We start from the raw sequence: 23,519 nt of genomic DNA, 5'->3' as shown, positions 1-23,519 counted from the left end.
TTTAGCCGTCTAAATGGATAAAAAGTAAATAACCCTTCTCTCTGCTTTATGCTTTTTAGTTATTAAAATAAGTTTTTCATTAATAACCACAAAATCATATGACTTCTTGCCCTTATCAGAACTGGTTGTTAGCATGGCTTGAATCTGTTCAGGGAGTGGTGCAGTGTCTGTGAAGTGGCTTTTTTTCTGGTTGAATCTGCTTCTGCTGCTTTTACCTCTGATGGCACAAAGCCAACAGCAGGTGGAAGTGGCTACTGCGGCTGAGCGTCAGCAATTAGTGCAACAACTTGCACAAAGTACAGACCCCACCCAGCGACTGACTCTGTTGGTTCGGCTAACCGAAGTATTTGTTACCCAAGACCCAACACTCAGCCTGAGCTACGCCACAGAGTGGCTGGAACTCAGCACAGACAGGGAAAGCGCCGATTATCACAGAGTACTGCTGCAGCAAACCACAGCTTATATGCTGTTGGGTAATTATCAACAAGCTTACCAAACCAGTCTTGAAACCGAACGTTTAGCCCGGCTCCAAAACGATACCAGACAATTATTTAATGCACTCCGACGACAAGCGGATAACCTGAACCGTTTAGGCCAGACCGACAAAGCCCTGCCCAAAGCGCTGGAAGCTATGCAAATTGCTGTAGATGCCAATAACGCCGTGCCATTGCAAATCATCCGTTATGATCTGGCCTTTATCTATTTGAACCTGTATGCCTACCCACAAGCTATTCAGATTGCCAGCGATGGCCTGAATCTGGCGATGACAGGAGATGACAGCAACCGTCAGGCTAACTTTTTACATCTGCTGGCTGAAGCCAGCCGCTTGTATCAACAGTATCAGGCTGCTGAAGATTTTGCCCGTAACGCGTTGGAATTACGTTTGAGCCGGCAAGAGCAAGCGTTAGTTGCCTTGTATCATTTAAGTCTGGCCCGCAGTTTATTGCCTCAGCAGAAATATCAGGAAAGTGAGCAACAGTTGCAGCTGGCATTACTTGCCGCCCAACAAGTGAGTAATAACATTGAACAAGCCGATGCACTGCAAAGCTTAGCCTGGTTGGATTTACATTTTGGCCGTGTTGATCAAGCCAATAACAGATATCAGCAGATAACCCAACTACTGCAAACAGAGGACTATCAAGCCAGTTTCAGACGTTTCAGCTTGCGGCATCTGAGCGATTTGCTTGAGTTTTCTTTACAGCAACAAGCTGCAGCTTTGTATACAAAGCTGAATTTGAAAGCTTCCCATTTTACCGAGCCCCAGCAATTGCTGGACTATTGGCAGGTGACAGCACAGGTTGCAAACTTTAAGCAACAATACCAACAGGCTTACAGCGCTTTGGAGCAGGTACGCCAGTTACAACAATCTTTATTTGATGATAAAAGCCATAAACAGGCGCTGGTGATTGCCAGTGAGCAACACAAAAGCTTACTGGAGCGTAATCTGCAGCAAGCCTCTCAACAAAACCAACTGGATCAACTGACGCATCAGCATCAGAAAAATATGCTGATGTTGTTGTCCGTAGGTGCTTGCTTAGCCTTGGCTTTGTTGTTGTCGCTGTTTTATCACAAATCACGGCGTAACCGCCTGCTGCTGCAAAAACAGCAGGAAATGGCGCAGCAGAAAATCGCGGTAAAAAATGAGTTTATTGCCACTTTAGGCCATGAAATCCGCACGCCATTACAAGGTATAGATGCAGTGCTGGCACAGGTGTTGCCAGAAATTGAACACCCTGGCAGCCAACAGAAAATACAACTGGCGCGCCGCTCTGTCTGGTCTTTGGATAATATTATTAACAATATTCTGACCAGCAGCAGGTTGGATTATGGCGTCTACCAGCCCGTCGATCAGCCAGTGGTGTTGATCGAGTTGTTGGGCCGCCTGCACGACTTACTCGAACCTCTGGCCACTAACAAAGGGCTGAAATTAAGCTATTCACTGGCCTCTAATCTGCCAGCTCTTTTGTTGTTGGATGAGAATCTGTTAACCCAGTTGCTGACCAATCTGATTTCTAATGCAGTGAAATACACCAAACAAGGGGAAATTGAAGTCAGAGTGGAGTTGTTAAACCAAACTGACTCCTCGCTACAGCTGTTATTTAAAGTGCGGGATACAGGTATAGGTTTAACAACATTGCAAATAAGCCAGCTATTACGGGGCGAGCGCCTGAATCAGCAACGCACTTTGCAGGCCGGGCCAGGCCTTGGCATGCTGGTGTGCCAAAGATTGTTGCAACAACTGGGCTCAGAACTGAACATTCAATCCGTGCCAGGTATTGGTACCGAAGTCAGTTTTAGTCTTAAGTGTCAGGCGTCCACTTTATTGCCGGCAACAGCATCAGTTGCGGCAGAACAACATCATGCCCTGGTCGTTGAAGATGATGAGTTATGTCGTGTCAGCCTGGAACAAGTGCTGACAGAGTTAGGCTTTGTAGTGACCACGGCGTCCAGCCTGCAGCAGGTCCGACAATTACCTGCACAGCTTTGGTCCTGGGTGTTCTTAGATGGCCAGTTAGAAGACGCTGATGCTTTGCAAACCATACAGCAGTTACAACAGCAGCGTCAGGTGAATGAACAAAGCCGTTTTGTACTGGTGAGTGGTTCAGCGCCAAACCAAACCATAGCTGCGGTCAGCGCCGTTTTGTCTAAGCCCTGGCGGCGTGAACAATTGCAGGCTCTAATCGCCCAATTGGCACAGTTGCCGCCGCTAAGCCCTTTGTATCAAACCGACTATTTGCAGCAGGCTTTGCTGGCGTTAAACCCGGCACAACGTCAGGCACTCTGTACTAATGTGCAGCAGCAACTGAGCGCTTTGCAGCACGAACTAACACAGGCAACACCAGATCCTAAAGTATTTCATCGTCTGATCGGCAGCATGGGACAACTGGGACTAATGCGCTTAAGCCAGTTATGCCGACTAATGGAGCAACAGCTGCATCAGGATAACAAGCCAGAGCCATGGTTAAACAACCAACTGCACCTCTGTATACAACAAAGCCAACAGGCTCTTATGCTATTGTTAGAACGCTATAACCAAAGCGGCTCAAGCAATAAATAGTTTGAAGGGGAATTCAGTGGTGATTCATTACTTTTCCGGCAGCATGGTTGTTTTCACTTTATTGGGGTTGTTATGAAGTATATCTGTGTCAGTACATTGCTGCTGTTAAGTGGCCTGAGTTACGCCAGTGATCAGTGTGCTTTGACCTTGCAAGACGATTTAAAAGTCAGCCCTTCTGTGGTCAGTATTCTGAGGGATGATCAGGAACTGTGGCGCATTGATACTACAGGTCAGCTGTGGCTGGCTCAGCAAAAAAACAACAGCACACCGGAAACCCGGCAGCACCTCAAAGCCTATCAGCAAGGGATTCGTAGTCAGGTTACAGCCTCTGCCGCCTTAATGGATGATAGTCTGCAACTGGCACGTACAGTGCTTGATCAAAATGTTCAGGCCACCACAGGCCAAAGCCTGCAGGACAACCCTGAATTGCAACAACCTGTGGACCAGCTCGAGCAGCAACTGAATCAACTGGTTCAGCGCCAGGGCGATACGATTTATGTCTATGGCAGTCAGCTGCGTTCAGCTGATAAAAATTTAGCCAAAGAAGCAGAGCAACGCATTCAGCAGGCTGTGGCTAAAATCAGTGGCCAAATGATGTTGACCTTAGGCCAGAATGTACTGCAAAGCCCGGGCTCTGCCACAGAAAAAATGCAAAGCTTTCGTACTAAAATGCAAAACTTTGGCAGTCAGCTAAAAACTGATATGCAAAAAAACAGTACAAACTTACAACAACGAGGCCAGCAGATTTGTCAGCAGTTAAAAACGCTGGATCAGCTGGAACAACAAATTCAGCAACAGATCCCGGCCATGTCGCCTTATGATCTGATCGATGGCCAGAGCGAAGGCTTTAAACCTGTGATCTGACAAAGGGAAACCCAATGATCCAACGTATACAACCAAGCAAAAGATATAGCGAAGCAGTGATAGCCAATGGTTTAGTGTTTTTATCCGGTATGGTGCCGGACAATCTGGATGATGATGCGACAGCTCAAACCGCTCATGTGCTGGCACAAATTGATGCAATACTAGCGGAAGCGGGTATTAACAAGAGTCGTATTGTCGATACCACTATTTATCTGGCGGATATGGCGGACTATAACGCTATGAATACAGCCTGGGATTTATGGGTTGAAGAAGGCCAGGCTCCTGCCCGTGCTACGGTGGAAGCTCGCCTGGCGAATCCGCTTTGGAAAGTAGAAATTAAAGTCACAGCTGCGCTTTAATCTTGAGCTGAGTCTGTTCTGGTGCTTTGTTTCGCTGCAACGGCCTTTGCCAGTTGTTGCAGCTTTTCGCTTTGACCAAAAACTTCAGCAAACTGCGCTACTGTCATTTTCTCTTTATCTGTTACTGGCGCTTTTGCATCCACTGAACTGTCTTCATTGCAATCAATTGGATAGAGAATCTTACCTATACTCCACTCGGCTTTGACTATGGCCCCCATCATGGCGGTATGACCTCTTTTATCACGCAGACAAGCGTCAGCACCTTGTTTCAGTAGTAATTCAACAGCGGCCTGCTGCCCTGCATAAGTGGCCACCATCAGAGCGGTATAACTTTGGTTATTACGCTGGTCCACAGGATACCCCTGCTGTAAAAACTCATTCAAAACGACAACATCACCAGTGCGGGCAGCAGCAAAAAAGTAAGACGTGAGTTGTTCCAATGGAGCAGCGGCTTGTTCTTCAGAGTGCACCAGAGCGCTTAATAACATCAAACTCAGTAGTAGTAATCGCATCAGATAAATGCCTCAAATATAGAGTTATGGGTTCCCCAAAGTAATTGGAGTTGCAGCGAGGCGATGTTGTAGGGGCAGGGTTTACCCTGCCCGTCTCGTGTTCAATCCGGTACCGGAATGAGAGCGCGTAGTCAACAAAGCTGCGGCTTCAAGTACGCAGGGGAATTGGTGCCTGCGAAACTCACCCTGGGTGCAGGACAGAGCATACGAGTTTCGCAGGGCTTTAAAAAAAGGTCAGCTGACAGCCATTGCCAGCTGGCCTGCACCAGAGAAAGGTATTACAAAGATTTCGCTATTTGCTGCACTTGTTTAATATCGCCATTGACGGCTTTAGTTAAACGACTGCCATAGTCCGTATCGGCTTTGTAGAAGTGCGCCAGCATTTTGTGTTTGATGGCACTGTCTTTTACTGCGCCTAAATCACCAGACAAATTGCGGATCAGATTGGCTTGTTGCTGCTTATCAAAACTGCGGTACAAAGCACCGGCCTGACTGAAGTTATCCTGCTTGCTGATGGCTTTTTGCATCACAGTACCATCCAGTTGTGTTTCCACAGCTCGGGCTGCAGCCACTACAGTTTTAGGTTCAACCCGGCTTGGCTCGTAATTCACATTGGATGTGCTATTACCAAAGTTCATAGCGCCATCCTGATTGTGGTTATCCACCATCACTTTGGCTTTATTGATTGGCAACTGGCTGTGATTTGCGCCTAAGCGATACAGCTGGGTATCGGAATAAGAGAAAATCCGGCCTTGCAACAACCGGTCTTCAGACGGTTCTATACCTGGGATCAGGTTGGCTGGCGCAAAAGCCGATTGCTCAGTTTCTTCAAAGAAGTTATCTGGCATACGGTTTAACGTCATAGTGCCGACTTTACGCTCTTTCACTCCAGGCCAGGTTTTAGTGGCATCCAGAGGGTTAAAGTCAAAGTCATCCAGTTGATCCGGTGTGATCACCTGCACATACAGATCCCATTTCGGGTTATTGCCGGCATTGATGTTCTGATACAAATCACGGGTCAAGTGATTAAAATCCATGCCCTGAGTTTTAGTCGCAGCCTCAGCATCCAGAGATTTCACGCCCTGTTGACTCTTCCAGTTGAACTTGACGTAATGCACCTGACCTTGGCCATTGATGAATTTATAAGCATGTACACCAAAACCATCCATTTCACGGTAGCTGGCTGGCGTGCCTAAATCTGAATACACAAAGGTCAGCATTTGGGTAGAACCCGGTTCATGTGACATAAAGTCAAACACGCGATTTGGGTCTTGCATATTGTCAACTGGTGACGGTTTTAACGAGTGCACCATATCCGGGAATTTAATCGCGTCACGAATAAAAAATACCGGCAGGTTGTTCCCTACTAAATCCCAGTTGCCTTGATCAGAATAAAACTTCACCGCAAAACCACGAGGATCGCGCAATGTTTCAGGGCTATGATTGCCGTGGATCACAGTGGAGAAACGCACAAAAACAGGTGTTGTTTTGCCTTGGTTCGCAAAAGGCGCAGCTATGGTTAAATCGGATAAATCGTCAGTAGCAACAAATTCGCCATGAGCACCAGTACCACGGGCATGCACAACACGCTCAGGAATACGTTCACGGGCAAAACGTTGTAACTTTTGGATCAGGTGCACGTCTTGCAGTAAAACACTGCCGTTGGCTCCTGCTGTAGTGGAATTCTGGTTATCACCTACCGGAGCACCGTTGTCTCTGGTTAAAGTATTCGCTTGTACGGCTAAAGACAGACCTAAAGCTAAAACTAAGGCTGATTTATTAAACATTATTATGACCCTCTTGGAGTGTGCTCTATCCTGCCAACACAGAGTAGACTCCAAAGGTCATTTAAAAAAACGAAATAAAACTATCACATCAATCTAAAAAACAAATTAGATTTTACAAGCGCCACCAGCACAATCGTCTGATTCATCATCCTGCATAGCGGCTTGTTCTGCTGCTAACTGATCTGCAGCCAATTGTTTTTGCGCTGTTTTTTTCTCGGCACCATCAAAATCAAGATGGTCTAAATCAAAGTCAAATTCGCTCATAACTGTGCTCCGTATTGCTGAGTATTGCCCTTTACTTGGGTTACTCTACGCAATTTTCAAGCCGGAGCACAGGGATAAGCGGTGAATTAACCGTAGATTTCAGCTAAAGCTGCCAGACGTTGCTGTTCAGGCATAGCCTTTAATTGCTGAATTAAAGAAGCTGGTAATTTACGGGCTGAGCCACGTGAATAGGCACGAATTTGCGCGTCCGCATCTTGTGTTAACTGCGCAGTCATCGGATTCAGTAACTGTACACAAGCGCTGCGAACAGGTGTGAAACCTAATTTTTTCGCATAAGCTTTTAATAAGTTATCTTGCGCATTTTGTGTCGCAAGCTCACAGTATTCAACATTTGAATAGGTATAGGTTGAAGCGGCCTGAGCCTGGCTTGCCAGTAGAGTAACAGTAGCAAATACAGCAGCAGTAATAAGTTTCATTGAGTCTTCCTCGGCTTTAAGTTGATTAACTGCGGGCAATTATTCAGCAAAGCCATGACAACTCTGTGTAAGAAAGACGAGAAAAAGCAGAACATAAGCATTAGAAAATCTAATGCTTATGTAAAAGAGGTTATAACACCGGCAGACCGGATTTCACCACCATAGCAGGTTGCTCCAGTGTTTTTATTTGAGTCAGCGGATCCACTGGCACTGCCACCAAATCGGCATAAGCTCCCACTTCAAGCACGCCGACATTTTGTTGGCCTTGCTCATTTTTCCAGTTTAATAAAGTGCCAGCATTGACTGTTGCAGCCTGAATCGCTTGTAAAGGAGTCATGCCCCACTGCACCATATAAGCCAGCTGACGACCATTTAAACCATGAGTGTAAACTCCGGCATCAGTGCCATAGGCCATCTTTACTCCGGCTTTGACCGCTTTTTGGAAGTTTTGTCGCTGCAATAAACCTACGGTTTTTTCTTTGGCTAAGGACTCAGGCAGGATACCGGCTTTTTCACCTTCACTTAAGATGAAGTCACTGACATACACATCCATCACTAAATAAGTGCCGTGTTTTTTCGCTAGTTTAATGGCCTCATCGTCGATAAAGCTGCCATGTTCAATCGAGTCCACACCAGCTGCAATAGCGCGCTTAATGCCCTGCAAACCATGAGCATGAGCCGCTACTATGCGGCCTCTGTCGTGTGCTTCATCTATTAAAGCTTTCATTTCATCAAAATTATACTGACTGGCATTCACATCAGTGTTTTTGGACATGACACCACCAGTTGCAGCAAACTTAATCACATCAGCACCGTATTTGATGTTTTCCCGCACTTTTGACCGAACCTCATCCGGACCATTGGCCACACCAGCGCTTCTGGAATTGTAGATATGAGGCAGCAGATTATTATCGCAATGTCCGCCAGTGATACAAATGGTATTGGCCGCCACCCGCATCCGTGGCCCCTGAATTTCGCCATCATTAATAGCGTCACGTAAAGACACATCGGCGTAACCTGCAGCACCTAAGTTTCGCACTGTAGTAAAACCGGCGTTTAAGGTCGCTTTGGCGGCACTGACACCAAATATGGCTTCGCGGGTGGGCGTTTCTACTAAACCACGGTAACCATGTTTTTGTGGATCTGAAGTTAAATGCACGTGCATATCAATCAGACCGGGCACAACATAGTGTTGTGATAAATCAACCAGCTGCACACCTTTTGGTGCCTGATCTGCATCAACAATAGCGCTAATCCGGCCAGCCTCAACCAGAATAGCCTTATTTTTCTGATAGTTGCCCGTGCGAACATCCAGCAGATGCCCCACCTGAATCACCTGTTCCACCTGAGCCACAACTACAGTGCTGAATAGCCCGGCCAGCAGTACCGATACCTGAGTTAACTTCATACCCTTCCTTATCTGCATCACTTGTTAGTTTGCGGAATCGCCTTTAACGGATAATTCAGCGACACGACGTTCCAGTTCATCCAATTTGGCGCGGGTTTTCGCCAGCACCTGAGTTTGCACATCAAACTCTTCACGCGAAACAAACTCCAGCTGACTCAGCTTTTGCTGCAGCACTTGTTTTACTTTGTTTTCGACGTCATCAGCCATCTCACGCATTTTAGGTGGGATAGCGGCGCCAATCTGTTTAGCAATTTCTTCAATCTTTTTTGGATCTATCATGATGGAGCTCCTTTAGAGTTATTTTATTCTACGAGCCTTTAGACTCTGGCTGGATCTATTCTGCCGCATATTTACCGGACTTGCTCGTTTTGTGCAGAAATCAGCGCGCCTCTGCCCGGTAAATTTGAGTTAAACTAAGCTCCTTCTGTGAAAGGTGTCTGATGAAACTTAACTCTCAACAAAACGATGCTGTGCATTATATCAGCGGGCCCTGCCTGGTGCTGGCTGGCGCTGGCAGCGGCAAAACCCGGGTGATCACCAATAAAATTGCCTATTTAATTCAGCAATGTGGGGTGCCTGCCAAACATATAGCGGCTGTGACCTTTACCAATAAAGCCGCCCGCGAAATGAAAGAGCGGATTAAACATCAGCTGGAGCGCCCTTTGCTTAGGGGTTTAACTGTTTCTACCTTTCACACTTTAGGTTTAGAAATCCTGAAAAAGGAATACCGTGCTATCGGCTATAAGCCGAATTTCACCTTGTTTGATGATCAGGACAGCATGGCGCTGTTAAAAGAGCTGACCGATGACGAGCTGCAAGGCGATAAAGATTTACTCAAAGCGCTACAAAGCAAAATATCGTCGTGGAAAAACGATTTAACCTTGCCAGGTCAAGCCTTGTCCCGAGCTACGGATGCCCAAAGTATCAGCTTTGCCAACTTCTACCAACAATATGCTCAGCAATTACGAGCCTACAATGCGTTGGATTTTGACGATTTAATTATGGTGCCTACCTTATTATTTGCCTCGAATGAGCAAGTGCGGCAGAAGTGGCAGCAAAAAATCCAATACCTGTTGGTGGATGAATATCAGGACACCAACACCAGTCAGTACGAACTGGTGAAATGGCTGGTCGGTGAGCGCCAGCGTTTTACTGTGGTAGGAGACGACGACCAGTCGATTTACTCCTGGCGGGGTGCAAAACCGCAAAATCTGGTGTTGTTGGGCAAAGATTTTCCGAATTTAAAAGTGATAAAGCTGGAGCAAAACTACCGCTCGGCCGAACGAATTTTGAAAGCGGCCAATATTCTGATCGCCAATAATCCCCATGAATACGATAAACGGCTATTCAGTGAACTGGGTTACGGCGTGCCTTTGCGGGTATTACCGACCCGTAACGAAGAAGATGAAGCAGAAAAAGTGGTGGCTGAAATTATTTCGCACCGCTTTATTAACCGCACTCAATACAAAGAATATGCGCTGCTGTATCGCGGCAACCATCAGGCGCGGGTATTTGAAAAGGCGCTGATCACTAACAGAATTCCGTATAAAGTTTCAGGCGGCACCTCGTTTTTTTCCCGGGCTGAAATCAAAGACATCATGGCGTATTTACGCTTATTGGTGAATCAGGACGATGACAATGCGTTCTTGCGTATTATCAACACGCCTAAACGTGAAATAGGTGCAGCTACTTTAGAAAAAGTCGGCAGCCTGGCCAACGAAAAACATATCAGTTTATTTGCAGCCTGTTTTGAACCAGAACTGACAGAACGTTTGCCCGCCCGTGGCCTGCAGTCGGTGCAGAATTTTGCCAATTGGATTAATCATGTCGCAGACAATGCGCTACGTGCTGATCCCAAGGAAGCAGTAAAAGACTTGATCCGGCAAAGCCAGTATGAAGCCTGGTTATTTGAAAGCAGCGCCAGCCCCAAAGCGGCTGAAATGGCACTGAAGAATATCAATGAGCTGTACCGCTGGATCAGTGAAATGCTTGAAGGCAAAGACGATGAGGAGCCACTGAGTTTAAATGAAGTGGTCACCAAACTGACATTGCGCGATATGATGGAGCGGCAGGAGCAGGAAGATGATGCCGACCAGGTGCAACTTCTCACCTTACACGCTTCTAAAGGTTTGGAGTTCCCTTATGTCTTTATGGTGGGTATGGAAGAAGGTTTATTGCCACATCAAAGCAGCATAGATGAAGACAATGTGGAAGAAGAACGCCGTCTGGCTTATGTAGGTATCACCAGAGCACAACGTGAGCTGATTTTCACTTATGCCCGTGAGCGCCGTCAGTATGGTGAAGTGATTAAACCTGAACCGAGCCGGTTTTTATATGAATTACCGTCTGATGATTTGGAATGGAGTAAAGCGGCTCCGGTGAAAACTGAACAGCAACGCCAGGAAACAGGCTTAGCGCATATAGACCGATTACGCCAGTTGTTGAAAAAGCCCTGATTGGGTTTCACTCAGTGGGCTGCTGTCAGCAAAATAACAGCATCCCAGTTGAGTCAGGTAAGAGCGGCTTTCATCATTTTCAGCCACTGCAGCAACCAAGCGGTATTTATGGGTTTGCGCCAGACTTAATAACACCTGTAACAGCTGTTTACGCTGATCACTGCGCTGTAAACTGCGACTAAAAGCCTTATCTAACACAACAAAATCAAACGGGTACTGCACAACTAAACCTAAAGCAGCCACTTCAGCCGCAAACTGATCCAGCAGCAACCGGATCCCAAGCCGTTTTAACTGATGTAAATTAGCCAACTGAGTACTGGTTAAACGCAACAAATCCGCTTCGTTAAAACCGAGACAAAGCTGATGTAAAGGCAGTACCGAATGACGCAATACACCGCAAAGCTTGTCAAAAAGTACAGTGTTGTTCAAATGGCCACTGCTTAGCGTAATACTGAACACTTCTGTGCTGGCATTTTTCTGGCAAAGCTGACGCACCAGTTCCAGTTCAATATCAGGCATCAAACCCGCCTGAGCAGCCTGGCGACTTAACTCAGCTTTGTGCTCTGCGTCTCCCTGCTGCCAGTCCAGCACAACCTGATAACCCAGAACTTCAGCATCAGCTTGTAATAAGGGCCGGAAAGCAGGCACAAATTGTTGTTGATCAACAGCTTGTTGCAAGGCTTGTTCCTGCCCCAGTTCTTGCAGCATTTGTTGGCGCATCGAATCATTAAAAATAACAAAACGATTGCGGCCAAAGGACTTAGCCTGATACATAGCGGCATCCGCGTCACGCAGTAATTCATCAGCATTCTGGTATTCAGGCTGATAACAAGCGATGCCCAGACTGGCACCTGAACAGACCTGCTGCCCCTCAAGTATCATCGGCTGACGTAACGACTCAATCAAGCGTTCTGCGACTTCTTCAGCATCCACATCACTTTGAATTTGACCTAATAAAATCACAAACTCATCACCACCCAAACGGGCGACTAAATCATGCTCTCGTACTGTTTGCTGTAACCGCTGACTGACTTCAATTAAAAACAGGTCGCCGATATGGTGGCCTAATGTGTCGTTGATCAGTTTAAAGCGGTCTAAATCGATAAAAAGCAAAGCAAAACGTGGAGTGGCTTCACGGTTACGGTAGGAAAAACGCTGGCGTAACTGCATCAAAAACATCTGGCGATTTGCCAAACCTGTTAATGCATCATGATTGGCTTCGTGAAAGAGTTTTTCTTCGGCTTTTTTCCGCTCTTCTACCTGTAAACGCAGGAATAAATTGGTTTGTCTTAACTCGCGGGTACGCTCAAAAATACGTTTTTCCAGCTCTTCGTGCTGTTGTTTTTGTTGTTCTGTGCTCAGTTTGCGGGAAATGGCCACCGCTATATGCTGGGACACAAAACGCAATAAATTTAGTTCTTGCTCGCTGTAACTGTAGGTATTGTCGTAACACTGCAGCGCAATTACACCAAGTACCTGCTCTCCAACTAATAAAGGTGCGCCTAACCAACTGGTCGAAATAGCATTGTGGCCTAAACTGGATTGAACACGGTCCACCACACCTGCTTTGACCAAATCCAGCAACTTTGCCTGACTGATCAATTTAGCTTCGCCAGAACGGATCACATATTCAGTTAAACCGCTTTGCAGGGCACGTTCTCTCGGGGTTGGCGTGTATTGATCTAAATAGAAAGGGAAATGTAATCGATCACCAGCTTCGTTCAACAAGGCAATGTAGCAGTTGTCTGCTTTCATCAATTCGGCCAGGATCTGATACACCTCATGATAAAAACTCATCATGTCGGTGCTTTTGGCTGTCATCTCAGAAATCTTATACAAAGCTGATTGCAGTTGCTCCGCATTGGAGCGCTCGCGGATCTCCTTTTGCAAGGATTGATTGGTATTTCGTAACTGCTGAGTGCGCTCTCGTACTGTTTGCTCCAGCAGTTCACGACTTCTGACTCTATCTATGGCAGTCACAGTATGAATGGCAATATTGCTGATCAAGGCCAAATCATGCTGGTTATAGTGACAGTCCGGATCGTAGCTTTGAAGTGCCATCACACCTATAACTTTTTCACCACGGCATAAAGGCACACCTAACCAATACTGGCACGCTGTACCCTGAGCCGTAATATCGCCTGTTTCCACAAGTCGGCGATACCCATCCTGATCACACAACAGTGCTTGTTTAGTGCGGGCCACATAACCTGTCAGGCCTGAAGCAAAAGCGTCTGAAGGCGCGTCTAACAGAACTTGTTGGTCTTTTTCGTCTGCGAAGTATTCCAGCGAAAACTGCTGATCCTGATCACAAAGCACCACATAAAAATTATCAGCTTTGAGCTGCTGGTTTAATAAACGGTGAATAGCAGGATAAAACTCACGCATATCTTTGATGCCAGATGCTAATTCTGACAATTTGAGTAAGGCGCCTTGAATGATATAAGCCTGTTTATAGCCTGCAGCCAGCTTACGCAAACGGCGTAGCTGACTAACCGCAACGTGGTAGGCTTTATCCAGAGTCGTTATATCCTTCAACTTTTTCTCTTATTCTTATCTGAGGCAAGGCAACCAAAGCTGGTTGATGTTTAAGCACCTCTATTATGCACAAAGCTTGAGCAGATGGAAGGTCAAATGAGGTAGCTGGTCAGATCTTCTTATAAGCAATTGAACTATGTAAATAACTATTAGATCTATAAATCTTCAGGGACAAAAAACGCTGCCAAAGCAGCGTTTTGACTTACAAAAATTTTACACACCTTCAATCATAAATTCGATAGCTGCAGCAATTTCATCATCAGAACAGTCCATGCACGTACCACGAGGAGGCATGGCACGGATACCTTCTATGGCGTGTTTTAACAAGATATCAGCACCTTGTCCTATACGAGGCTTCCAGGCTGCATCGCCTTTTTTAGGGGCATCTAAAGCACCTGTACCATGACAGGCAAAACAGGAACTTTGATACACCTGCTCGCCAGTGCGTGGACCTTTAGGACCGGTATCTGCTGCAACCTCAGCGCCAGCCAGGTAAACCTGACCTACAGGCTCAAGACGTTTTTTAATTGCTTCGTTGTCTGTGTCCTGTGCAGCAACGTTGGCTATTGCGGCAGTTGTCATCAGCACTAAGGCGAGAGTGAGTTTTTTCATCTGGATAATCCTGTCAATAAGCCATACAAAAGTTAGGGTATTATAACGCTGGGATCCTTCATAGTGGAAGCCCCTGTATTTGTTGGCTTTTAACTTAGCCCATAATCCAGACTAAGTTCAGTCAAATTTGCAGGAAATAATGCCTTATAACTGATCAATCTTAATGACTTTTTTTTGAGTCAAAAAAAATTGAAATCAGCACTGTGCAAAGAAAATCTTTGTGGTAGTCTGTTTCCCCCACTTTGATTGTCTTACGCTGTCGCCTATTTGACAGGAAACCAAAGTGAGATAATTTTCCACAAAATGGAATAATAAGAAAAACAATAAGGGAACCTCTAGCATTACCCTTCTTTTTCTTTTAAATACAGCAACTTATACTCACGCCACCGGACTCTTCGCAGAGATTATCTGGTCGTTATCTATTGTCTGTCCACAAAGTTATCCACAGCTTTTTCGTATAAAAAAGTATCATCCGAACACTTCGGAAATGCAGCTACAGCTGGCTGAAACAGGCCTGTTGTGGCATGCTTAAGCAAAACATTTAGGGATCCTTATCATGGTTGTTATACCGGACAATCCTCTTATTCTGGTCGACGGTTCTTCTTATTTATTTCGTGCTTATCATTCGCCCCCACACCTGACCAATTCCAAAGGAGAAGCAACCGGCGCTATTTATGGTGTGGTCAACATGCTGAAAAGTTTGTTACGCCAGTATAAACCCAGCCAGATGGTAGTGGTGTTTGATGCCAAAGGTCCGACATTCCGTAATGAAATGTACAGCGAATACAAAGCGCATCGCCCTCCTATGCCGGATGATTTGCGTAGCCAGATTGCACCTTTGCATCAAATCATTGAGGCTATGGGTTTACCACTGATTTGTATCAGCGGTGTCGAAGCGGACGATGTGATTGGTACTTTGGCTGTGCAGGCCAGCCAACAGGGCCGCTATGTGTTGATATCCACAGGCGATAAAGACATGGCCCAGCTGGTTGATCAACATGTCACCTTAATTAACACCATGACTGATACCATTTTGGACCCTGCAGGAGTTGCCGAAAAGTTTGGCGTCGGCCCAGAGCTGATTGTCGATTATTTAGCGCTGATGGGTGATAAAGCCGACAATATTCCGGGCCTGCCAGGTGTGGGTGAAAAAACGGCGATGGCCTTACTGCAAGGCATTGGTTCAATAGAAAAGCTGTACCAGCAGTTGGATCAAATTGCGGCGCTGAACTTTCGTGGTAGCAAAACCATAGCCGCCAAAATGGAAGAATTTAAAGATCAGTTGATGCTGTCTTATCAGCTCGCCACCATCAAAACAGATGTGGAATTATCGTTACAGCCAGATAGCTTAGATATCAAAACCCCTGATCAGACCAAATTGGCAGAGCTATTTGCCGCTTGCGAATTCAGACGCTGGTTAAACGAAGTTTTAGCAGGCAAAGATGCTGCGACAGCTGTAGCGACAGAAGCAGCAAAACAGAATGAACAACAAGAAGCTGAAGTTCCAGCCAGTGGCATTGACACCAGTAGCTACCCCTGCATTTTAACCGAAGCTGATTTTCTGCAATTGCTGGAACGCTTGCTTGAGGTTGAACTGGTGGCTTTTGATACTGAAACCACCAGCCTGGACTATATGCAGGCCGATATTGTTGGTATTTCGCTGGCGTTAGCTGCTGGCGATGCCTGCTATATTCCGTTGGCGCATGATTATGTTGGCGCACCTGAACAGCTTAATCGTGAATGGGTGTTAGCTCAGTTGAAAGACTGGCTGGAAGATGAAACTAAAGCCAAAGTTGGCCAAAACCTGAAGTATGACCAAAGTGTTTTGGCGCGTCACGGTATTGCACTGCGTGGCATTCGTTTTGACACTATGCTGGAGTCTTACATCGTCAACAGCGTGGCCTCACGCCACGATATGGATTCTTTATCACTGAAGTACCTTGGGCATAAAGCCATAGCTTTTGAAGATATTGCAGGTAAAGGGGCGAAACAAATCACCTTTAACCAAATAGCGCTGGAGCAAGCTTCGCCTTACGCGGCTGAAGACGCTGACGTGACTTTACGTTTGCATCAAACCTTATGGCCGATGCTTGCGCAACATTCAGGCTTACAAAAAGTGTTCCGCGATATCGAAATGCCGCTGGTGCCTATTTTGTCCAAAATGGAACGTACTGGCGTTAAAATTGATGGCAATTTGTTAGCGCAACAAAGCATGGATTTAGCCAAACGTATAGGTGAGATTGAGCAGGAAGCCTATCAGATGGCGGGTAAAGAATTTAACCTGTCATCTCCAAAGCAACTGCAGGAAATCCTATTCGAACAGATGGGCTTGCCTGTACTTAAAAAAACACCTACAGGCACACCATCCACCGCTGAAGAAGTATTAGCCGAGCTGGCGCTTGATTATGAGTTTCCAAAACTTATTACGGAGCACCGGGGTTTAAGTAAGCTGAAATCCACTTACACCGATAAACTGCCGTTGTCGGTCAATCCGGCTACAGGCCGCGTACATACGTCTTATCATCAGGCTGTTGCCGCCACGGGCCGGTTAAGTTCCACTGAACCTAACCTGCAAAATATTCCAATTCGCAGTGAGGAAGGCCGTCGCATTCGTCAGGCTTTTATTGCTGAGACAGGCAAAACCATACTGGCGATCGACTATTCACAAATTGAACTGCGCATTATGGCGCACTTGTCGCGCGATCCGGCTCTGCTCAACGCTTTTGCGCAGGGCAAAGATATTCACAGAGCCACAGCAGCTGAAGTCTTTGGTGTAAAGCTGGACGAGGTCAGTTCAGAACAACGCCGCCGCGCTAAAGCGGTAAACTTTGGTCTGATTTATGGAATGTCGGCTTTTGGTTTGGCACGCCAACTGGGCATCAGCCGCTCTGAAGCTCAACAATATGTCGATTTATATTTTGAACGTTTCCCGGGCGTATTGGATTATATGGAACGCACCCGCACTCAGGCGCATGAGCAGGGCTATGTGGAAACTCTGTTTGGTCGTCGTTTGTACCTGCCAGAAATTAACGCCAAAAACATGGCTCGGAAAAAAGGCGCTGAACGCGCAGCAATCAATGCTCCGATGCAAGGTACTGCCGCCGATATCATCAAAATGGCCATGATTAAGGTAGCAGCCTGGCAGGAAAAACAACCAGCAGGCATTGTCGCCATGATTATGCAGGTGCACGATGAACTAGTGTTTGAAGTGAAAACTGAAGAGCTGGCGAGGGTCAGTGCAGAGCTGGTCGACATTATGCAATCTGCTGCTTCGCTGGACGTGCCTTTACTGGCTGAAGCAGGTTCAGGCCCAAACTGGGATCAGGCGCATTAAAAAAAATGCAATAAGGCTGAACTTTGTAAAAAACACCCAGTCTTACCAAGTGTGTATATGCCCATTCCTGGTAGTTTGATTTTTCGCCCCAACTTGTTTGGGGCTTTTTTATATATGAGCAGCTATTTTATCGCTGAATTGTAGAATTAACCGACAAAACCCGCAACTTGCATTGGTAATAAAGCTACATTTTTTCAGAATAATGACAGTTTAACTAAATATTTGTAGTTTAATTACAGCTCTCTGCTTGCATTTTTAATCAACACTTGTAGAATCAAATTCGTAGGGTACAGAGGTAAGATGTTCTATCTTTCAGCACTAATGAGCTTAACCGCTTATTTAGTGGCCAGAAAGAAAGGCTTATTTAGCCGCCCCACTGCTTGCAGTGGGGCGTTTTTTTTGTCTGTTGATCAGAAAAACTGAAATAAAACTAGATTTTTTAGAGCAAATACTTCAAACATTCATAATTCTATGTATAATGGCGGTGTCTTGTTAATCCAAGACACCCTGTTGATTTGAAATTATTGAATAGCTTCTCCCCGTTTGCTATGACCGGCCTCCTCAAAAAGGGCCGGTTTTCTTTTTTCTGGCTGATGAACAACTGAACTGGCTGTTTTAGGAGACTCAAGTTTGCTGTCCTGATTAACAGCCCAAAAAAAGCAGAGCCGATGTGAAGTGACCCCCAATAGTTGGACATTCCAATTACTGGGGGTCTTTTTATGTCCAAACATCCAAGAGCATTTAAGCTTGAATTAGCAAAATGTGCTCAGTACGAAAGTTCACGTGAACTCAGTCGCAGATTCGATATATCAGGCGGGCAAATCCGCTACTGGTCATCCGTTTATCAACTTCATGGCTCAGATAGTTTTCTCCACAAAGACTATCCTTATACCTCTGATTTCAAACTTCAGGTCATCACCGCGATGCGTGAGAATAAGTGGTCGCTTGGGTTTACCAGCGCCTACTTTGACTTATCGACTCCAGGTATATTATTTCAGTGGCTAAAGCTTTATTCTTGCGAGGGTCTATCCAGACTTACCCCAAAGAACAAAGGCAGACCTTGTATGAACCACCACTCTTCTGAACCCAAACCGTCATCGCAGATGACAGAACAAGAATTGAGAGAAGAGTTGGATTACTTACGAGCAGAGAATGCTGTTTTAAAAAAGTTAGAAGCCTTGGCTCAGGCAAAAAAGAACAAAGCAAAGAAAAGGCCCTAGTGGTCAATGAGCTCAAGGCGATATTTAACTTACAGCATCGACTCAAAGCGACTGGATTAGCAAAAAGTGTCTACTACTACCATTGTAAGGTGTTAAGGCTGACGGCCTCTGATGAGGCACTACAGTCGCAAATAGCACAGCTCTATCACGAGCATAAAGGGCGTTATGGCTACCGCAGGATAACCATGTCGTTGCGGTTATCGGGGATGAGCATTAACCATAAACGCGTTCAACGACTGATGAGTGAGCTTGGCTTAAAATCAAAGGTAAGGCCCAAGCGGTACACATCATATAAAGGTGATGTGGGCAGGATAGCCCCCGATTTAGTCCAAAGAAAATTCACTGCAGACAAGCCAAACCAAAAGTGGGTCACCGATGTGACAGAGTTCAAAGTGGGTGAGCAGAAAGTTTACCTATCTCCTGTGATAGACCTCTTTAATCAGGAAGTCGTGAGCTACGAAGTCGGTACGTCGGTCAGATTATCATTGGTCACCGACATGCTCAAAAAGGCGACGGCTAAACTTGGGCGACATGAAACTCCGATTGTTCACTCTGACCAAGGCTGGCAGTATCAAAACAGGAAGTATCAGCAGCAGCTGAAAGAGAAAGGTTTAAAGCAAAGCATGTCGAGGAAAGGAAACTGCTTAGATAACGCCATGGCTGAAAACTTCTTTGGCCTATTAAAAACAGAGATGTACCACAACGAAGTGTTTAAAAATGCAGATGAACTCATTGAGACCATCAAAGAGTACATCGACTATTACAACCACAAACGGATAAAGTTGAAATTAAAAGGCCTGAGTCCGATTGAGTATCGAAATCAGGCCTTGATAGCCGCTTAAAAATGAGTCCAACTTTATGGGGTCACTTCAATGCTCTGCTTTTCAGAATTTAAAGACTATACAAAAACTTATTCTTGTTCTGCGCTGTACCATTGGTCCAGTTTTTGTTCTAACTCAGACAAACCCAATTTAGTCAGTGAACTGAAAACTTGTACTGTCACATCACCCATAAACGCCATAGAAGCTTCTGTGACTTCCATCAATACTTTTTTGCGCGGGCCAGGGCTTAACTTATCAGCTTTAGTCAACAGCAATAAAACCTGCAGATTACTTTGCACTGCCCAATGAATTAAATCCTGATCCAAATCTTTTAACGGATGGCGGATATCCATTAGAATCACTATGCCTTTTAGGCTTTCGCGTTTCATCAGATATTCGCTCAGGGCTTTTTGCCATTTTTCTTTGACCGCTAAAGGCACTTTGGCAAAGCCATAACCAGGTAAATCGATCAGGCGTTGATTCTCAGCTAAAGAAAACGTATTAATTAACTGAGTACGGCCAGGTGTTTTACTGGTACGTGCTAAACCATTTTGCCGTGTCAGCGTATTTAATGCACTAGACTTGCCGGCGTTAGAACGACCAGCAAAGGCAACTTCGATACCTGTATCTGCGGGCAGAGCCTTAATATCAGGGGCACTGGTCAGAAAAGTTGCTTTCTGATAATTGATGATCGCTTTGTACACTGTCAGCTCCGGCTGTAAATTTGGCTATAGTGTAACGGATCCTGAAGATCCACAGAAGCTTTACTGTGATTTATGGGATTCTATCTGTGCAAGATTCGTGTAAAATAGACATAAAATATAGGGTTATTCAACTTGGTTGCCAGATTTCTGGCGGTTCAACGCGGACAGAGACGGAAAAAAATGAAAAAATTCGCACTTCCACTCACGCTCTTTTTAGGGTTAATCAGTACAGCTTATGCATTCGATGGGGATGCTGAAGCAGGTAAAGCTAAATCCGCTACTTGTGCTGCCTGCCACGGCATGGACGGGAATAGCCCTACCGACTTATATCCAAAAATTGCTGGTCAACATGCTGGTTATTTATTTAAGCAGTTAAAAGAGTTTCAATTAGGTGGCAAAACCGGTGGTAAAGAAGGTCGTTACAACGCCCTGATGGCACCAATGGTCGCTGCTTTATCTGAACAGGATATGAAAGATTTGGCGGCTTTTTATGCAAGCCAGACCATGAAAGAAGGCAGCACACCTGAAGATGTGATTGCTAAAGGCGAAAAATTGTTTCGTGGTGGCGATATGGAACGTGGTATAGCCGCCTGTATCGCTTGTCATGGTCCACGTGGCGTAGGTCACAGCTTAGCAGGTTTCCCAAAAATTTCGTTCCAGCACGCAGCTTATACCAAAGCTCAATTGGAAGCCTTCCGCAGTGGTGCACGTGCCAATGATATGAACGGCATGATGCGCGACATCGCGAAAAAGCTGACTGACGAAGATATTGAAGTGCTGTCTAAATATGTGGGTGGTTTACACTAACAGCTCTTTTTTCTCTGCAGGAAAACCAGGCTTTATGCCTGGTTTTTTGTTTTATTCGCTACCTTCCATGGCGCTCCCCTCTCAAGTCAACGCCGGGCATTGTTAAAAATTGAAGTCATCAAATTTTTTGTGAGATATATCTCACATCGCTGTAAGACATCGCTTACAAAGTGCTGCAACAGCATAAAGCAGCGCTTAACTTATTGATTAATATGTACATTACAAAAAAGTTCATTTTTTTTGTAGTTTTTTTATACGGCTGTATTGCCATTCTGAAAAATTGGAGTAGATTGAAGTCCGTTACATTTAGTAACGATTAAAAACACGGAAAGCAGGCACGGAAAGCAGCAGTGCATCAGTACGTTTTTTACAGCATCACCATGATGACAGTGTGTATTTTACACAGCGCAAGGACGGACCACTAAGTATCAGGATGATCGCGAATAATTATTCTCATAGGGAATTTGCGTAAAAATATAGGGAATTTGTGCAGACAGGGTGTTGAACTCCCGTCAGGACGACTTCAAGCAGATTATGTGTCGCGCTAGACACCTTATATAGAGGGCGGTAACATCTTACACCGCCCTTTTTATTTATCCTTACCATGAATTCAGCGTGCCCACTTTGTTCAGCATCAGAAATACAGCCTTTTTGCAGCGATAAAAGACGTGCTTACTTTCAATGTCAGCAGTGTTTTCTGGTATTTGCTGACCGTTCCACCTTGCTGACTGCCGAACAGGAAAAAGCCCAATACGATTTACACCAAAACCAATTGGATGATCCAGGCTACCGTCAGTTTTTATCCCGTTTATCTTTGCCTCTGATCAATAGTCTTAAACCTGAGCAACATACCGGATTGGATTTTGGCTGTGGCCCTGGGCCCTTATTGGCACAAATGCTCAGCGAAGCGGGTAAACAAATGCAGGTTTGGGATCCATTTTATGCGCCGGAGCCTCATGCTCTGCAGCAAAAATACCATTTTGTCAGTTGTACTGAAGCCATAGAACATTTTATCAACCCAGCGAAAGAATGGTCCTTATGGCTGGATTTACTCTTGCCCGAAGGTGTGCTGGCTTTGATGACCAAACGCTATACAGAGCAGAGCAGCTTTAACAACTGGCATTATAAAAACGATCCAACCCATATCAGTTTTTTCCACCAGCGTACTTTTGAGTTTTTGGCGAACCGGGATAATTTTGCACTACATTTTCCGGCCGATGATGTGGTGATATTTAAAAAACGAAATACCTAGGTTTTCTAAGATAAACTGGTTAAAATACGCGCCCTTTTTTGTAGGTAACAAATATGACCCGGATTAAAAAAACACGCACCTCAGGCCCACTTGGTACCAGGCACAGACCGGCTGAAGAAGCCCGTCAGGATCGCACACGCGCGCCTGAAACCAAAAAGAAAGGTGCAGGCTTAAAATCCGGTAGTCGCCATTCTCCTTCAGCAGAAGACAAGCAAAAACAATCAGGCAAAAGCTCTAAAGATCCACGCCACGGCAGCAAAAAGCCTATTGCTTTAGTAGTAACAGAAGCAGAACAAAAGCTGATGGCTCAGCCGAAGCAGTTCAAGCCTGTGGTTCAGCTGAGCAAAGCCAAAGAGCCGGAAATGCCTCCAGAGCAGGAATTAGCATTGCTCGAGAATGATGAGAAGCTGCTGGAATTGCTGGATCAAGTGGATAAAGGCGAAATACTGACAGGTAAAGACGCTAAGTACTTTAATGCCAAAACGGCACGTCATGCAGAGCTGGTTGCTCTGTTAGGCCTTGATCAGGATGACGAGGAAGATTTGGATCCATTAGCCAAGTTAGAACGTACTGACTGGCGTAAAGAGTTTTTAGGCGAATAGGGGATATGGTTTGACCTTAAGCTGGATACTGGCCACTTTAGCGGCTGTTTTGATTCTTGGTGGTCTTAGTTTTTATCTTGGCCGCTTGTTGTGGTTGATCAAACAACAACAGTTGAAACAGCAACAAGTGGTTGAGGCAAAAAATGCCAACCTCACTGAAAGTATAGTGTTAATCGCCAAAGCCATGCGGGAAGAACAGTGCGAGCTGTCCGAAGGTGCGTTGCGCCTTTGGGTGTTGTTGGACCATCTGCAACTGCCTGAAAAGCCTGACGCGGTTCAAACCTACCCTGGTTTGTTTAAAATGTATGATGTAGTCAAAGACATGCCGACCCATCAGGCTCGCAAAGAGCGTGATAAAAAAGAAATCCGGCATCTGGATCATATTCGTGAACAGGCTGAAATTGACTTAAAAGCCGATATACTGGCTGACGTGCATAAACTACTGGCGTTTTTCCAGAACCAAAAATAAAACGAGAAAAGGCAG

Annotated in this window: 20 protein-coding genes; 11 read left to right on the top strand and 9 right to left on the bottom strand. The window is 45.5% G+C overall.

Annotated elements, in window-relative coordinates:
* Positions 1–169 precede the first annotated feature (169 nt).
* From LSG37_RS21370 to LSG37_RS05680, 3 genes are all read left to right on the top strand, one after another.
* A complete protein-coding gene (locus LSG37_RS21370; protein WP_233078962.1) occupies positions 170–3,058 on the top strand; it encodes an ATP-binding protein in 2,889 nt (962 codons plus the stop codon).
* A 72-nt stretch (positions 3,059–3,130) separates the two neighbouring features.
* Entirely contained in the window at positions 3,131–3,922 is a 792-nt protein-coding gene (locus LSG37_RS05685) for a DUF2884 family protein (RefSeq protein ID WP_233078961.1), read from the top strand.
* Positions 3,923–3,936: 14 nt separating this feature from the next.
* The gene (locus LSG37_RS05680) at positions 3,937–4,281 is read left to right on the top strand and encodes a RidA family protein (RefSeq protein ID WP_233078960.1); all 345 of its coding nucleotides are present in this window, start codon (positions 3,937–3,939) and stop codon (positions 4,279–4,281) included.
* Here the strand turns inward: LSG37_RS05680 and LSG37_RS05675 are convergent.
* The 6 genes from LSG37_RS05675 to ubiK form a co-directional block, all read right to left on the bottom strand.
* Complete coding sequence (locus LSG37_RS05675; RefSeq protein ID WP_233078959.1) at positions 4,278–4,793, bottom strand: ankyrin repeat domain-containing protein; 516 nt, start codon at positions 4,791–4,793, stop codon at positions 4,278–4,280. The two genes, LSG37_RS05680 and LSG37_RS05675, sit on opposite strands and share 4 nt — an antisense overlap.
* 278 nt (positions 4,794–5,071) lie before the next feature.
* Positions 5,072–6,580 carry a catalase gene (locus LSG37_RS05670; protein ID WP_233078958.1) on the bottom strand — a complete coding sequence of 503 codons (1,509 nt, stop codon included), beginning with the start codon at positions 6,578–6,580 and terminating at the stop codon, positions 5,072–5,074.
* A gap of 105 nt (positions 6,581–6,685) precedes the next feature.
* Positions 6,686–6,844: a hypothetical protein gene (locus LSG37_RS05665; protein ID WP_233078957.1), complete on the bottom strand. Its 159-nt coding sequence runs from the start codon at positions 6,842–6,844 to the stop codon at positions 6,686–6,688.
* 86 nt (positions 6,845–6,930) lie between these two features.
* Positions 6,931–7,281, bottom strand: coding sequence for a hypothetical protein (locus tag LSG37_RS05660; RefSeq protein WP_233078956.1), 351 nt, complete (start codon positions 7,279–7,281; stop codon positions 6,931–6,933).
* Positions 7,282–7,411: 130 nt separating this feature from the next.
* Positions 7,412–8,689 carry a Xaa-Pro dipeptidase gene (locus LSG37_RS05655; RefSeq protein ID WP_233078955.1) on the bottom strand — a complete coding sequence of 426 codons (1,278 nt, stop codon included), beginning with the start codon at positions 8,687–8,689 and terminating at the stop codon, positions 7,412–7,414.
* A 24-nt stretch (positions 8,690–8,713) separates the two neighbouring features.
* The gene (gene ubiK, locus LSG37_RS05650; RefSeq protein WP_233078954.1) at positions 8,714–8,968 is read right to left on the bottom strand and encodes a ubiquinone biosynthesis accessory factor UbiK; all 255 of its coding nucleotides are present in this window, start codon (positions 8,966–8,968) and stop codon (positions 8,714–8,716) included.
* 161 nt (positions 8,969–9,129) lie between these two features.
* Between ubiK and rep the strand changes: the two genes are divergently transcribed.
* Complete coding sequence (gene rep, locus LSG37_RS05645) at positions 9,130–11,145, top strand: DNA helicase Rep (protein ID WP_233078953.1); 2,016 nt, start codon at positions 9,130–9,132, stop codon at positions 11,143–11,145.
* On the opposite strand, the gene LSG37_RS05640 is transcribed toward rep, so the two are convergent.
* Positions 11,119–13,683 carry a diguanylate cyclase domain-containing protein gene (locus LSG37_RS05640; RefSeq protein WP_233078952.1) on the bottom strand — a complete coding sequence of 855 codons (2,565 nt, stop codon included), beginning with the start codon at positions 13,681–13,683 and terminating at the stop codon, positions 11,119–11,121. The two genes, rep and LSG37_RS05640, sit on opposite strands and share 27 nt — an antisense overlap.
* A 213-nt stretch (positions 13,684–13,896) precedes the next feature.
* On the bottom strand, positions 13,897–14,295 hold the full coding sequence (locus LSG37_RS05635) for a c-type cytochrome (protein WP_233078951.1): 399 nt from the start codon (positions 14,293–14,295) through the stop codon (positions 13,897–13,899).
* A gap of 556 nt (positions 14,296–14,851) precedes the next feature.
* Here LSG37_RS05635 and polA point away from each other — a divergent pair.
* The 3 genes from polA to LSG37_RS05620 all read left to right on the top strand — a co-directional run bounded on the left by polA (position 14,852) and on the right by LSG37_RS05620 (position 19,691).
* Positions 14,852–17,629: a DNA polymerase I gene (polA, locus tag LSG37_RS05630; RefSeq protein ID WP_233078950.1), complete on the top strand. Its 2,778-nt coding sequence runs from the start codon at positions 14,852–14,854 to the stop codon at positions 17,627–17,629.
* A gap of 719 nt (positions 17,630–18,348) precedes the next feature.
* A complete protein-coding gene (locus tag LSG37_RS05625; protein WP_233078949.1) occupies positions 18,349–18,849 on the top strand; it encodes a hypothetical protein in 501 nt (166 codons plus the stop codon).
* Complete coding sequence (locus LSG37_RS05620; protein ID WP_233078999.1) at positions 18,747–19,691, top strand: IS3 family transposase; 945 nt, start codon at positions 18,747–18,749, stop codon at positions 19,689–19,691. The genes LSG37_RS05625 and LSG37_RS05620 overlap by 103 nt, the downstream gene beginning before the upstream one ends.
* A 68-nt stretch (positions 19,692–19,759) precedes the next feature.
* Here LSG37_RS05620 and yihA read toward each other — a convergent pair whose 3' ends face one another.
* On the bottom strand, positions 19,760–20,374 hold the full coding sequence (yihA, locus tag LSG37_RS05615) for a ribosome biogenesis GTP-binding protein YihA/YsxC (RefSeq protein WP_206099247.1): 615 nt from the start codon (positions 20,372–20,374) through the stop codon (positions 19,760–19,762).
* Positions 20,375–20,554: 180 nt separating this feature from the next.
* On the opposite strand from yihA, the gene LSG37_RS05610 reads away from it, so the two are divergent.
* The 4 genes from LSG37_RS05610 to LSG37_RS05595 all read left to right on the top strand — a co-directional run bounded on the left by LSG37_RS05610 (position 20,555) and on the right by LSG37_RS05595 (position 23,504).
* Positions 20,555–21,181 carry a c-type cytochrome gene (locus tag LSG37_RS05610; RefSeq protein WP_233078948.1) on the top strand — a complete coding sequence of 209 codons (627 nt, stop codon included), beginning with the start codon at positions 20,555–20,557 and terminating at the stop codon, positions 21,179–21,181.
* A 604-nt stretch (positions 21,182–21,785) separates the two neighbouring features.
* The gene (locus tag LSG37_RS05605) at positions 21,786–22,433 is read left to right on the top strand and encodes a class I SAM-dependent methyltransferase (RefSeq protein ID WP_233078947.1); all 648 of its coding nucleotides are present in this window, start codon (positions 21,786–21,788) and stop codon (positions 22,431–22,433) included.
* Positions 22,434–22,486: 53 nt separating this feature from the next.
* Positions 22,487–23,035, top strand: coding sequence for a Der GTPase-activating protein YihI (yihI, locus tag LSG37_RS05600; protein WP_233078946.1), 549 nt, complete (start codon positions 22,487–22,489; stop codon positions 23,033–23,035).
* Positions 23,036–23,045: 10 nt separating this feature from the next.
* Positions 23,046–23,504 (top strand): DUF2489 domain-containing protein, encoded by a 459-nt coding sequence (locus LSG37_RS05595; protein WP_233078945.1) that lies wholly within the window; start codon positions 23,046–23,048, stop codon positions 23,502–23,504.
* The last annotated feature ends 15 nt before the right edge of the window (positions 23,505–23,519 follow it).

Source organism: Rheinheimera soli (assembly GCF_021290985.1).
In the GTDB taxonomy this organism is placed as follows: domain Bacteria; phylum Pseudomonadota; class Gammaproteobacteria; order Enterobacterales; family Alteromonadaceae; genus Pararheinheimera; species Pararheinheimera soli.
Note: the sequence above shows the minus strand (reverse complement) of the source record. Positions and strands in the feature narration are given on the sequence as shown.

What these genes read in the sequence shown, in the direction of transcription:
- LSG37_RS05680 (WP_233078960.1), top strand. Translation starts at nt 3,937, where the DNA reads ATGATCCAACGTATACAACCAAGCAAAAGATATAGCGAAGCAGTGATA.
- rep (WP_233078953.1), top strand. Translation starts at nt 9,130, where the DNA reads ATGAAACTTAACTCTCAACAAAACGATGCTGTGCATTATATCAGCGGG.
- LSG37_RS05605 (WP_233078947.1), top strand. Translation starts at nt 21,786, where the DNA reads ATGAATTCAGCGTGCCCACTTTGTTCAGCATCAGAAATACAGCCTTTT.
- LSG37_RS05635 (WP_233078951.1), bottom strand. Translation starts at nt 14,295, where the DNA reads ATGAAAAAACTCACTCTCGCCTTAGTGCTGATGACAACTGCCGCAATA.
- yihI (WP_233078946.1), top strand. Translation starts at nt 22,487, where the DNA reads ATGACCCGGATTAAAAAAACACGCACCTCAGGCCCACTTGGTACCAGG.
- ubiK (WP_233078954.1), bottom strand. Translation starts at nt 8,968, where the DNA reads ATGATAGATCCAAAAAAGATTGAAGAAATTGCTAAACAGATTGGCGCC.
- LSG37_RS05610 (WP_233078948.1), top strand. Translation starts at nt 20,555, where the DNA reads ATGAAAAAATTCGCACTTCCACTCACGCTCTTTTTAGGGTTAATCAGT.
- LSG37_RS05625 (WP_233078949.1), top strand. Translation starts at nt 18,349, where the DNA reads ATGTCCAAACATCCAAGAGCATTTAAGCTTGAATTAGCAAAATGTGCT.
- LSG37_RS05675 (WP_233078959.1), bottom strand. Translation starts at nt 4,793, where the DNA reads ATGCGATTACTACTACTGAGTTTGATGTTATTAAGCGCTCTGGTGCAC.
- polA (WP_233078950.1), top strand. Translation starts at nt 14,852, where the DNA reads ATGGTTGTTATACCGGACAATCCTCTTATTCTGGTCGACGGTTCTTCT.
- LSG37_RS05685 (WP_233078961.1), top strand. Translation starts at nt 3,131, where the DNA reads ATGAAGTATATCTGTGTCAGTACATTGCTGCTGTTAAGTGGCCTGAGT.
- LSG37_RS05655 (WP_233078955.1), bottom strand. Translation starts at nt 8,689, where the DNA reads ATGAAGTTAACTCAGGTATCGGTACTGCTGGCCGGGCTATTCAGCACT.
- LSG37_RS05665 (WP_233078957.1), bottom strand. Translation starts at nt 6,844, where the DNA reads ATGAGCGAATTTGACTTTGATTTAGACCATCTTGATTTTGATGGTGCC.
- LSG37_RS05670 (WP_233078958.1), bottom strand. Translation starts at nt 6,580, where the DNA reads ATGTTTAATAAATCAGCCTTAGTTTTAGCTTTAGGTCTGTCTTTAGCC.
- LSG37_RS05660 (WP_233078956.1), bottom strand. Translation starts at nt 7,281, where the DNA reads ATGAAACTTATTACTGCTGCTGTATTTGCTACTGTTACTCTACTGGCA.